At 68.6% G+C, this 11927-nt stretch carries 8 protein-coding genes; 3 read left to right on the plus strand and 5 right to left on the minus strand.

Translation table 11 applies throughout. The features are described from left to right. The first annotated feature begins 162 nt into the window (after positions 1-162). Positions 163-1686, plus strand: a complete 1524-nt coding sequence (locus tag H0523_RS15235; protein ID WP_054433568.1) for a fumarate hydratase — start codon at positions 163-165, stop codon at positions 1684-1686. Positions 1687-1801: 115 nt separating this feature from the next. On the opposite strand, the gene H0523_RS15240 is transcribed toward H0523_RS15235, so the two are convergent. From H0523_RS15240 to H0523_RS15260, 5 genes are all read right to left on the minus strand, one after another. After that, on the minus strand, positions 1802-3253 hold the full coding sequence (locus H0523_RS15240; protein WP_054433569.1) for a methyl-accepting chemotaxis protein: 1452 nt from the start codon (positions 3251-3253) through the stop codon (positions 1802-1804). A 265-nt stretch (positions 3254-3518) separates the two neighbouring features. After that, the gene (locus tag H0523_RS15245; protein WP_231689935.1) at positions 3519-6128 is read right to left on the minus strand and encodes an autotransporter family protein; all 2610 of its coding nucleotides are present in this window, start codon (positions 6126-6128) and stop codon (positions 3519-3521) included. 258 nt (positions 6129-6386) lie between these two features. Next, positions 6387-7616: a CaiB/BaiF CoA transferase family protein gene (locus H0523_RS15250; RefSeq protein ID WP_054433570.1), complete on the minus strand. Its 1230-nt coding sequence runs from the start codon at positions 7614-7616 to the stop codon at positions 6387-6389. Then, entirely contained in the window at positions 7613-8473 is an 861-nt protein-coding gene (locus H0523_RS15255) for a MaoC/PaaZ C-terminal domain-containing protein (RefSeq protein ID WP_054433571.1), read from the minus strand. Before H0523_RS15255 ends, H0523_RS15250 begins: the two co-directional genes overlap by 4 nt. A gap of 7 nt (positions 8474-8480) precedes the next feature. Further along, positions 8481-9395, minus strand: coding sequence for an SDR family NAD(P)-dependent oxidoreductase (locus H0523_RS15260; protein WP_054433572.1), 915 nt, complete (start codon positions 9393-9395; stop codon positions 8481-8483). A 149-nt stretch (positions 9396-9544) separates the two neighbouring features. Here H0523_RS15260 and H0523_RS15265 point away from each other — a divergent pair, with 149 nt between their 5' ends. Continuing rightward, positions 9545-10444 (plus strand): LysR family transcriptional regulator, encoded by a 900-nt coding sequence (locus H0523_RS15265; protein ID WP_054433573.1) that lies wholly within the window; start codon positions 9545-9547, stop codon positions 10442-10444. 302 nt (positions 10445-10746) lie between these two features. Further along, entirely contained in the window at positions 10747-11730 is a 984-nt protein-coding gene (locus H0523_RS15270; RefSeq protein ID WP_054433574.1) for a Bug family tripartite tricarboxylate transporter substrate binding protein, read from the plus strand. Positions 11731-11927 lie beyond the last annotated feature (197 nt).

Here is an 11927-nt window from a genome sequence, read left to right on the forward strand (position 1 = left end):
GGGGAACCTCCCCCCACGCCGCGCTCGCAGTGCGAGCTAGCTGCCCCCAAGGGGGCTCTTTTGCCTTGGGGCGGCCCGGCGGCAAAAGTAACCCTTTCACCAGCGCGGCTGGCCGGTAGGTCGGCCGCGTTTTCACGTTCCCTTCGTTAATCGCATATCGCCATGTCCGTCCTCATCAAAGAAGAAGACTTCATCCAGTCGATAGCCGATGGCATCCAGTTCATCAGCTATTACCACCCCGTCGACTACATCCGCCACCTGGCCCGCGCCTACGAGCGCGAGGAAAGCCCGGCCGCGCGCGACGCGATGGCCCAGATCCTGACCAACTCGCGCATGTGCGCCGAGGGCAAGCGCCCGCTGTGCCAGGACACCGGCATCGTCAACGTGTTCCTGAAGGTCGGCATGGGCGTGCGTTTCGACACCAAGCGCACCCTGCAGGAACTGTGCGACGAAGGCGTGCGCCGCGGCTACCTGAACCCGGACAATCCCCTGCGCGCCTCGGTGCTGGACGATCCGCTGTTCGCCCGCAAGAACACCCGCGACAACACGCCCTGTATCCTGCACGTCGAGCTTGTCCCGGGTGACAAGGTCGACGTGCAGCTGGCGTCGAAGGGCGGCGGTTCGGAAAACAAGTCGAAGTTCGCCATGCTCAACCCCAGCGACTCGCTGGTGGACTGGGTGCTCAAGACGGTGCCGACCATGGGCGCCGGCTGGTGCCCGCCGGGCATGCTGGGCATCGGCGTCGGCGGCACCGCCGAAAAGGCCATGCTGATGGCCAAGCAGTCGCTGATGGAAGACATCGACATGTACGAACTGCTGGCCCGCGGCCCGCAGAACAAGCTCGAAGAACTGCGCATCGAGCTGTACGAGAAGGTCAACGCGCTGGGCATCGGCGCCCAGGGCCTGGGCGGCCTGACGACCGTGCTGGACGTCAAGATCAGCACCTTCCCGACGCACGCGGCCTCCAAGCCCGTCGCCATGATCCCGAACTGTGCGGCCACCCGCCACGCCCACTTCGAGCTGGACGGCTCGGGCCCGGCGCGCCTGGACCCGCCGTCGCTGTCGGAATGGCCGGAAGTGCACTGGGCGCCGGACTACAACAAGTCCAAGCAGGTCGACCTGAACACGCTGACGAAGGAAGAAGTCGCCAGCTGGAAGCCGGGCCAGACCCTGCTGCTGTCGGGCAAGATGCTGACCGGCCGCGACGCCGCGCACAAGCGCATCCAGGACATGCTGGCCAAGGGCGAGCCGCTGCCGGTGGACTTCACCAACCGCGTCATCTACTACGTCGGTCCGGTCGATCCGGTGCGCGACGAAGTGGTGGGCCCGGCCGGTCCGACCACCGCCACCCGCATGGACAAGTTCACCGACATGATGCTGGAGCAGACCGGCCTGATCGCCATGATCGGCAAGTCCGAGCGCGGCCCCGTCGCCATCGAGTCGATCAAGCAGCACGGCTCGGCCTACCTGATGGCCGTGGGCGGCGCGGCCTACCTGGTGTCCAAGGCGATCCGCGGCGCCAAGGTGCTGGGTTTCGCCGACCTGGGCATGGAAGCCATCTACGAGTTCGACGTGAAGGACATGCCGGTGACCGTGGCGGTTGACGCCCAGGGCACTTCGGTCCACACCACCGGCCCGAAGGAATGGCAGGCCCGGATCGGCAAGATCCCGGTCGCCACGGCGTAAGCCGGCGGCGGGAACGCGAAACGGGCGCCGGAGACGGCGCCCGTTTTTTTTATCCCTGCCGGCGCGTGTCGGGGCCCGCCGTCTGCGCGGGCTTCGTTGGCCGGCTCGATCCAGGTCAGTAGCGCACGTACTCCAGCGCCGGTTGCGAGGGCGCCGGGGAGCCGGCCGCGGCGGCCCGCGCCGACGCGGTCGGCCGCGCCGTCACGGGCCGGTCATGCACGTCGTAGGCGCGCTGCAATTCGTGCGCCGCCTCGGCCGTCATCTGGGTGATGTCCTCGGTCACGTCGCCCAGCTTGGCCGATTGCGCCAGCGACACCTCGACCACTTCGCCCATGATCTCGGTGACCCGCCGCGACGAGGTCACGATGTTCTCCATGGTGGCGCCGGCGGATTGGACCTGTTCGGCGCCGCTGCCGATCTGCTGGACCGAGGTGGTGATCAGGTCCTTGATCTCCTTGGCCGCGGACGCGCTGTTCTGGGCCAGGCTGCGCACTTCCGCCGCCACCACCGCGAAACCCCTGCCATGGGGGCCGGCCCGCGCCGCCTCGACCGCGGCGTTCAGCGCCAGGATGTTGGTCTGGAACGCGATGCCATCCATGACTCCGATGATTTCCGAGATGCGCCGCGAGCTGTCGGTGATGGTGCCCATGGTGGCGACCACGCCGGCCACGGTCTTGCCGCCTTCCTCGGCGACCTGGCAGGCGTCGCGCGCCAGCGTGTTGGCCTGGCTGGCGCGTTCGGCGTTTTCGGTCAGGCCCTGGACCGCCACCCGCAGCGTCTGCGCGGCGGTGAAGCGCTTGGTGATGTCGGTGGCGAACTTCACCACCTTGAACGGCCGCCCCTCGGCGTCGAAGATCGGGTTGTAGCTGGCCTCGATCCAGACGCGGCGGCCGTTCTTGCCGATACGCAGGTACTGGCCGGTGTCGTATTCGCCGCCGCGCAGCTTGCGCCAGAATTCCTTGTAGGCGGGGCTGCGGACCTCTTCGGGCAACACCAGCATGCTGTGGTGCCGGCCGCGCAATTCGTCTTCGCGATAGCCCATGGCGTCCAGGAACAGGTCGTTGGCGCGGATGATGGCGCCGTCCAGTTCGAACTCGATGATGCCCTGCACCTTGGAGATGGCTTCGAGCTGGCCTTCGGTGTCCGCCTGGCGTCGCTGCTGCTCGGTGACGTCGGTGGCGTACTTGACCACCTTGAAGGGCCGGCCGGCGGCATCGAGGATCGGGTTGTAGCTGGCCTGCAGCCAGACGTCGCCGCCATCCTTGTGGATGCGGCGATAGCGCCCGGCGTCGTATTCGCCGCGCTTGAGCTTGTCCCAGAAGGCCATGTATTCAGGCGAATCGCGGCGGTCGGGCGCGACGAAGATGCGGTGATGCTGCCCCAGCAATTCTTCAAGCGTGTAGCCCATGGCGTCGAGGAAATTCTGGTTGGCCATGAGCACATGCCCGTCCAGGTCGAATTCGATGACCGCCTGCGCCTTGTGGATCGCGGCGATCTGGCCGTAAAGATCGGCGCTTCGCGTGTCGCGCTTGCGACGGAACAGACGCTTGAGGGAAAACCAATGCATGTTGAACTCGAACGAAAATGTTCCGCCGCGTCATTGCGGCCGAGGTCTCGGAAGACCTCGGATTGCCGGCGTTCGCGACGCTGCGGGCGAACGGCGCGCAGTCAGGCCCAGGGCAGCGGCGCAAGCGGATAGTCAGGGGATTGGCGCCTGGGCACGCCGCCGTCGGCCTGCGGAATCCTTTATCAGTGGGTGACCGGCATCATAAGGTTCAGGGAGCGCAAAACCGCGGGTTGGGGCCGGTTAGGCCGTCTGATAAAGGGAGCGGTCAGAAGGTCCAGCGCCAACTCAGCGTGGCGCTGTGGTCGCGGCTGCCCGCCCCGAGTTGTCCCGCGTAGTTCAGCGCGACCGTCGCATTGCGGCCGGCCTGCGCCTGCAGCCCGGCTTCGAGCAGCGCGGCGTTGCGGGCGATGGGCGCGCCGGTGACGGTAAAGGCCGAGCCGGTATCGAACGCCAGCGTCGAGGTCGGCCGCAGATCGCCGAAGGCGCGGCGCCAGCCAGCGCCGGCCGTGACGCTGCCTTGGAGCGGGCCCATCTGCAGCGACTGGGCGGCGCGCAGGCCCAGCGTGGCCGTCGTGGTGCGGGTGGCCTGGCGCGTGCCCGAGAGCGCGGCGCTGCCTCCGCTTTCCTGGAATGCCCGGCTGCGCAGGCCGGCCCACGCCAGGCCCGCGTAGGGTTCGAGCGTCAGGCCGTTGCCGGGGGCCAGGGTGTAGCCCAGTTCGGTGAAGACCTGGGTGGTGTTGGCGCGATAGCCGGCTCGCAACGTCTGGTCCAGGCCGCCGACGGCGACGCGCCGCCGCGTGTCGATGTCGTGCCAGGTATGGGACGCGCCCAGCATCAGGTTGAGCGTGCCGGGACCGGCCTCGAAGGCTTTGCCGCCGTAGGCGAGCGCGCTGTAGCTGTCGATGCCGCCGCGGTCTGCCGTGCCTTTGGTGCGCAACTGGCTGTCGGTGTACCCGAGCGCGCCGCCCAGGCGCCAGCCGGCGCCGAGGGCATGGTCCGCGCCGACGAAGAGACCGGTGGTGCGCAGGCGGACGGCGGTCGTGTCATCGGTCGCGTCCTGGCGCTGCCAGTTGCCGATCAGTTGCGCCCAGACCGGCCGGGCGCGGGAGACGGGCAGCGTGGACGCGGCCGGCGCGGCGTCGCTCAGGCCGGCCGCCGCGATCGGTTCGCCGGGACGCAGGCCCGCGGACAGATTGGCGCGCAGATGCGCCAGGGGCACGTTGCGGATCGTGGCGTCCAGGCCGGGCAGCGCATGGCGGACGCTGGCGTGCAGTTCCCCGGCGAGCGCCGAAAAAAAGGCCTGCGGCGCGCCTTCGGGCAGGTTCAGCGCGTGGCGGTAGAGGTCATGCCCGTCGGGCAGGCCGTCGATCGCATTGGCGGCGGCGATGGCGTTGCGCCCGCCGAGCAGATCGGCGAAACGAATCGATCCCGACGGGGCGCCGCCGCCCGCTTCCGGCGGCACCGGATCGGGAGAAGGCGGAGCCGGGTCAATCACCGGCGGCACCGGATCGGGAGAAGGCGGAACCGGATCAATCACGGGCGGAGCCGGATCGGGAGGGCGCGGCGCGGGCGCTTCCTTGCGCGCCAACGTCAGCAGGGCGTCCTGATCGTCGTCTGAATAGCTGAGTGTGGGGGTGAGGTACGCCAGGTTGGACGCCACGTCGCCAAAGCGCGTGCCGTTGAACGTGCCGTCGGCGTGCAGGATGGTGTAGGTGGTGTGCTCGGCGTACAGGTCCGATGCCATGGCGTTGACCTTCACGGCCGCGCCGTTGAGCCTGGCGGCATTCACGACATCCAGGCGGTCCGCCGCGGAGGGTGTGACCCGGACGGTGTAGACGCCATCGGTGCCGAAGTCGAGATTGCCGTCGCTCCAGATCTTCGCCGTGGTGGGGGCGTCGTCGTCGCTGCCCAGCGCCAGTTGATTGCGCTGGCCCATGAAGCGGACATCGCCAATGATGTCGGAGCCGGACCACATGATCAGCGTGTTGTCGTTGCCTTCGAACACGATGGCGGCGCCGCCGCTGCTGTTGAAGCGGCGCTTGTTGGTGACCGTGGTGTTGGAGCCGGCGCGCAGCGCGACGCCGACCTTGCCCTCGGTGGCCGCGGCGGGGACCTCCACGGCGCCCGGGCGGCCGCCTAGCACGACGTTGTTGTTGATGACGGTGCCCGAGCCGATCGATATGCCGCTGCCCCCGTCTCCGCTGGCCGATCTCGGGGTGCCGTAGTAACGGCGCGAGCCGCCTTGTCCGCCGGAGATCCGCGCATTGACGATGATGTCGCCATGCCCGAGCACCACGCCATCGCCGCCGCCGCCGGGCTGGTACGGAGAGGGGCCCCCCGCGCCGCCCGTGACGTTGCCGTTCAGGGTCAAGGTGCCGGACTGCACGGCGATGCCCGCGGCGCCGCCGCCGCCGCCGCCGGCCGTGTGCAGGGCGCCGCCGGCGTAGACCAGCCCGTCGGCGCCCAACGCGCCCGCGCCGCCCTGGACGTCGACCCCCGCGGCCACGGTCAGGCGGGTATTTTCTCCTCCGAGGATGGCGACGCCGCCGCCGCCGCCGGAATGATCGGGGCCATCGGGGGTGCACGGCGCGGCGCAACTGCCATTGCGGCCGTGCGCGTCGACCGTGATGGTTGTTTCATCGGCGCCGAGGGTTGCGGGGGCGAGACCGCCGGTGCCCGGGCTGTTGGTGGCATTGCCGCCCGCGCCGACCGCGCCGCCCGCGACGACGGCCTCCAATCCACCGCCTTCGCCGCCGCGGATGAGCGGACTCAGGGCGCTGTTCTTGATGGCCCGCCCGCCCTGGCCGCCGCCACGCTTGCCCGCGTCGGCGAGCGCCGCGTCCGGCAAGGCCGCGCCGGCGCTCAGGGCCAGCATGAGCAGCGCCGCATACGTGAGGCGATTGGGGGGAACAGACTGCTTTCGGAAAGACAGGAATTGCATGGACGTGCCCTACATTTACCGGACGGATGAATGACGTGCCGGTAAGTGTAGGAATGCGAAAACGGCGTTTGATGACCAACCCGGCTTAAATAAAAACCAAGCTGGTCAGTGCATGCGGAGATCTTTTTGATTGTGTGAATGTAGGCGCGCAAGGGCAGAGGAAGCGAGCGGGGATGGCAAGAAATCAGACTGCTATCCCGCGCGGCCAGCCACGAATGCGGCAATCGCCTGCGGCGACTTCCCCAGGACGTCGCGCAGCACTTCCTCGGTGTGCTGGCCCAGCAGCGGCGGGGCGCGCCGATACACCACCGGCGAGGCCGAGAAGCGCAGCGGGCTGGCGGTCACGGGCGCGACGCCGCCGCCAGGGTGGGGCAGGTCGCGGCGCAGTTGCCGCGCCTGCGCCTGCGGATGGGCGAAGGCCTGGGCGATGTCGTTGATCGGCCCGCAGGGCACGCCCACCGCTTCCAGCCGGGCGATCCAGTCATCGCGCCTGCCCTCGCGCATGATGTCCGTGAGCAAGGGCACCAGCGTGCCGCGGTTGGCCACGCGCAGCCGGTTGGTGGCAAAGCGCGGATCATCGCCCAGTTCGGGCGCGCCGATCGCCGCGCAATAGGCGCGGTACTGCGATTCATTGCCGGTGGCCACGATCAGGTGGCCGTCGCGGGCGGCGAACACCTGGTAGGGCACCACGTTCTGGTGGGCGTTGCCGGCGCGCGTCGGCGCCACGCCGGAGTTGAAGTAGTTGGAGTTCTGGTTGGCCAGCAGCGCCACGTGGCTGTCGAGCAGCGCGATGTCCAGGTGCTGGCCCAGGCCGCTGCGGTGGCGCTCCTGCAGCGCCGCCAGGATCGCCACCGTCGCATACATGCCGGTGACGATGTCGGTGACCGCCACGCCGGCCTTCTGCGGGCCGCCGCCGGGCAGGTCGTCGCGTTCGCCGGTGATGCTCATCAGGCCGCCCATGCCCTGGATCATGAAGTCGTAGCCGGGGCGCTGCGCGAACGGGCCGTCCTGGCCGAAGCCGGTGACCGAGCAGTAGATCAGGCGCGGGTTGATGTCCTTCAGGCTGGCGTAGTCCAGGCCATACTTGGCCAGTCCGCCGACCTTGAAGTTCTCGACCAGGATATCGCTGACCGCCGCCAGTTCGCGGATCAGCGCGGCGCCGTGCGGCGTGGCCATGTCGGCCTCGACCGAACGCTTGTTGCGGTTGGCGCTGAGGTAGTAGGCCGACTCGTTGGTGTCGATGCCCTGGCCGTCCTTGAGGAAGGGCGGGCCCCAGGCGCGGGTGTCGTCGCCGACGCCGGGCCGTTCGATCTTGATGACGTCGGCGCCCAGGTCGGCCAGGTTCTGCGTGCACCAGGGGCCGGCCAGGATGCGCGACAGGTCCAGCACTCGGATGCCGTCCAATGCGGGCGGGCGCGTCATGATTGCACCTCGGCGGCGCCATGGCTCATCACGACGATATTGCGTTCGACAGCGCGGGCGATGAAGCGGATCTGCCCGTCGGGCATGCGCCACATATCGCATTGCAGCGTCTCGCCCGGATACACCGGCGCCGAAAAGCGCGCGTCCAGCCGGGTCAGGCGGGCGGCGTCATAGTCGCACCAGGTCTTGACCACGGCATGCGCGGCCACGCCGTACGAGCACAGCCCATGCAGGATCGGCCTGGGATAGCCGGCCTGGTGCGCCACCTCGGGGTCGGCGTGCAGCGGATTGCGGTCGGCGTTCAAGCGGTACAGCAACGCCGCCTGCGGCGGGATGCGCAGTTCGCAGCGGCGCTCCGGCTCGCCCTGCGGCGCGGCGGGCAGCGGCTCGGGGCTGGCGTCGCCCTGGCCGAAGCCGCCGTCGCCGCGGCAGAAGGTGCTTTGCCGCAGGGTCGCCAGGTGGGTGCCGGCGGTGTCGTGCAGCGTGCGTTCGGTGACCACGATGGCGCCCTTGTCCGCGCCCTTGTCGATCACGTGGGTGATGCGGCTTTTGCCGATGACGGTGCCGGACGTGGGCAGCGGCGCGTGCACCGTCAGCCGCTGTTCGCCATGCACCAGCCGGACCCAGTCGATGCCGGCGCGCGGATCGCTCATCCAGAATCCCGGGTAGCCCAGCACCACGCTCATTGTGGGGAAGGCGCGCAGGTCCTTTTCGTACACGTAGCGTAGCTGGCGGGTGTCCTCGGGGTCCTGCCCCAGGCCGATGCCCAGCGCGTACAGCATGGTGTCCTTGTCGTCGTAGTGCTGGCGCACGTCGTCGAAGCGCCAGTGCTTCACGGTTGCGTAGTCGAGCGGCATGGCGGTCTCAGATGGGGTCCCAGTCGATCACGTCGGGCGAACGCTCCAACGCGTAGAAGTGCTTGCGCATGGCGGGCACGGCGATCTCGCCGATCAGTTCGGGCGTCCAGCCCTCGCTGTAGTGCACGCTGCGCAGCGGCCGCGGCTGGCTCATCAGCATGATCTCGTTGGCGCGCACCGCGAACACCTGCGCGGTGATGGCGCTGGCCGCATCGCTGGCCAGGTACACGGCCATGGGCGCGACCTTGTCGGCTTCCATCTTCTTCAGCTTCTCGACGCGCGCCTTTTCCTCGTCGGTCTCGGCGGGAATCGAGCTGGTCATGCGGCTCCAGGCGAACGGCGCGATGCAGTTCGAGCGCACGTTGTAGCGCGCCATGTCGAGCGCGATCGACTTGGACAGCGCCACGATGCCGAGCTTGGCGGCGGCATAGTTGGCCTGGCCGAAGTTGCCGATCAGGCCCGAGGTGGAGGTCATGTGCACGAAGGCGCCGGATTCCTGTTCGCGGAAATACGGCGCGGCGGCGCGGCTCATGAAGAATGAGCCGTTCAGGTGCACGTCGATGACCTGACGCCATTCCTCTTCGCTCATCTTGTGGAACACGCGGTCGCGCAGGTTGCCGGCGTTGTTGACCACCGCATCGATGCGGCCGAAGGCGTCGACGGCGGCCTGGATGACGCGGCTGGCGCTGTCGTAGGCGGCCACGCTGTCGGTGTTGGCGACGGCCTGTCCGCCGGCCGCGGCGATCTCGCGCGCCACGGCGTGCGCCGGGCCATCGCCGCCGCCTTCGCCGGTCAGCGAGACGCCGATGTCGTTGACCACCACCTTGGCGCCCGCCCGCGCCATGGCCAGCGCGATGCCGCGGCCGATGCCGCCTCCCGCGCCCGTGACGACGACGACCTTGCCGGAAACAATACCGCTCATGGGGACTCACTCCTGATGCCGCGGCGCGTGCCGCGTTGGGAAACAGTTCCGCGTCAAACCGTATGGTTTACGGGGTTGCCCCATGGTATGTTCGTGACGGCATTCGAAGAATTCAAAATTAGAAATGCCCCCCTTCTGTGTGGTGGAACATGAGACATGATCTGACTGACCTGAGGCTCTTCCTGAACGTGGGAGAGACGCTCAATCTGACCCGTGCGGCCGAACGCACCTTCCTGTCCTTGCCCGCGGCCAGCGCGCGCGTCAAGCACATGGAAGAGGCCTTCAAGGCGCGGCTGCTGGTGCGCATGGCCACGGGCGTGGCGCTGACTCCGGCGGGCGAGGTGCTGCTCAAGCACGCCAACGCGGTGTTCCGCCAGCTCGAATGCCTGAACGCCGACCTGCAGCCTTACGCCAGCGGCCTGAAGGGACGGCTGCGCCTGCTGGCCAATACCACCGCCACCAATTCGTTCCTGGCGGACGCGCTGTCGACCTTCCTGGCCGAGAACCCCGACGTGGATGTCGAGCTGGAAGAGAAGATCTCGGGCGACATCGTCATCGCGATCCGCGCGGGCGCCGGCGACCTGGGGCTGGTGGCGGGCAACATCGATGTCGAAGGCCTGGACGTGACGCCGCTGTTCCGCGATGAGCTCACCGTGGTCACGGCGCTGGATCATCCGCTGGCGGCCTCGAAATCGGCGCATTTCGCCGACCTGATCGATGCCTATCAGTTCGTCGGCATCCATCCCGACAGCGCCATCCAGACCTTCCTGGAGGACATCGCCAGCGGCCTGGGCAAGCGCATCTGCCAGCGCGTGCACGTGGGCAGTTTCGAGGCCGTGTGCCGCATGGTCGAGGCCGGCGCCGGCATCGCCGTGGTGCCGCGCGCCTGCGCGGCGCGCTACAGCCGGCCCGATGCGCTGCACGTGCTGAAGCTGGACGACCCGTGGGCCCTGCGCGACCGCCTGCTGTGCCGCCAGCGCGGTCGCGACCTGCCGAGCTTCGCCGAGTGCTTCATCGAGCACGTGCAGCGGGCCGCGCGAGGGCAGTAGCCCCAGCGGGCAGGGCGCGCGATGGTCCGGCCCCGGTTGGCGCAACGTGCGCGCGGCCGTCGCCACGGCGCCACATCGGACCGGCGATAGTGTCCGATCAGCGAACGTGGCGTCGCGGCGAAAGAGGGGCTTTTGAAAATGTGTAGCGGCAAAAGCGGCCGCGCGGCAAATAATAAAAAAAGCCCCGGCCGCGCCTGATGCGCGGGCAGCAGAAAAAATGGGGCCGGCAGGCGGCAAGGCACCGCGTCGTTCCGGTGTGGCTTGCGGCCGCGCCATCGACAAGAACGACTCAGGAGACTGCCTTGTTAGATCCCCAACGCCGCCGCGTCATCGCGGGGCTGGGCGCTGCGTGCGCCACGACTTTGCTGCCCACTTTCGCCCGCGCCGCCACCTGGCCCGGCCATGCCGTGACCTTCATCGTGCCGTTTCCGGCCGGCGGTCCGGTGGACACCACCGCGCGTTTCACGGCGCAGCCGCTGGGCCACCTGTGGTCCGTGCCGACCGTTGTGGACAACCGCTCGGGCGCGGGCGGCATCGTCGGCGCGCAGTTCGCCGCCAAGGCCGAGCCGGACGGCTACAACTTCTTTTTCGCCTCCATCCACCACGCGGTGCTGCCGAGCCTGCGCGGCGACCTGACCTACGACATCAATCGCGACTTCGTGCCGGTGGGCATGGCGGCGGTGTTCCCGATCGTGCTGGTGGTGAATCCGTCGCTGCCGGTGAATTCGGTGAGCGAACTGATCGCCTATGCGAAGGCCAATCCGGGCAAGCTGTCGTTCAGTTCCTCGGGGACGGGCGGCGGCACGCACCTGGCGGGCGAGTTGTTCAATGCGATGGCGGGGGTGAAGATCCAGCACATCCCTTACCGCGGCAGCGCGCCGGCGATGCAGGATCTGCTGGGCGGGCAGGTGCAGGTGATGTTCGCCGATGGACCGTCGGCGGTGCCGCATCTGAAGATGGGGAAGGTGCGGGCGTTGGGGGTGGGGAATCCGACGCGGTCGAGCATGTTGCCGGGGGTGCCTACGATTGCGGAGTCCGGGGTGCCGGGGTATGAGGCGTATTCGTGGAGCGGGGTGTTGGCGCCGAAGGGGACGCCTGGGGAGATCGTGGCGCGGGTGAATGCGGACATGGTGAAGGTGTTGTCGGATCCGGCGACGGCGCAGGCGATGGTGGCGGCGGGGGCGGAGCCTAAGCCGGGGAGTGCGGAGGCGTTTGGGGCGTTCTTGCGAAGCGAGGTGGGTAAGTGGAGGGATGTGATCAAGACGGCGGGGATCAAGTTGGAATAAGTGGTTCTGGGGACGCGCATGGCGGGGCAGGCGGGGGATGGCGGGGCTACGATTGCGGTCCGGAGCGTTCGCTCCGGACTTCCCCTTCGTCATCCTTGTATGGTGTAGATGCGCCTTCCGCAGTGGGAGGGTGCTGGGGTAGGGACGTCGTCATCCATCAGCCGGTAGCAGCCGGACTGCCACAACGAGAGCATCCC

Source organism: Achromobacter insuavis (genome assembly GCF_902859645.1).
Taxonomy (GTDB): Bacteria; Pseudomonadota; Gammaproteobacteria; order Burkholderiales; family Burkholderiaceae_B; genus Achromobacter; species Achromobacter insuavis.

What these genes read in the sequence shown, in the direction of transcription:
- H0523_RS15235 (WP_054433568.1), top strand. Translation starts at nt 163, where the DNA reads ATGTCCGTCCTCATCAAAGAAGAAGACTTCATCCAGTCGATAGCCGAT.
- H0523_RS15240 (WP_054433569.1), bottom strand. Translation starts at nt 3,253, where the DNA reads ATGCATTGGTTTTCCCTCAAGCGTCTGTTCCGTCGCAAGCGCGACACG.
- H0523_RS15245 (WP_231689935.1), bottom strand. Translation starts at nt 6,128, where the DNA reads ATGCTGGCCCTGAGCGCCGGCGCGGCCTTGCCGGACGCGGCGCTCGCC.
- H0523_RS15250 (WP_054433570.1), bottom strand. Translation starts at nt 7,616, where the DNA reads ATGACGCGCCCGCCCGCATTGGACGGCATCCGAGTGCTGGACCTGTCG.
- H0523_RS15255 (WP_054433571.1), bottom strand. Translation starts at nt 8,473, where the DNA reads ATGCCGCTCGACTACGCAACCGTGAAGCACTGGCGCTTCGACGACGTG.
- H0523_RS15260 (WP_054433572.1), bottom strand. Translation starts at nt 9,395, where the DNA reads ATGAGCGGTATTGTTTCCGGCAAGGTCGTCGTCGTCACGGGCGCGGGA.
- H0523_RS15265 (WP_054433573.1), top strand. Translation starts at nt 9,545, where the DNA reads ATGAGACATGATCTGACTGACCTGAGGCTCTTCCTGAACGTGGGAGAG.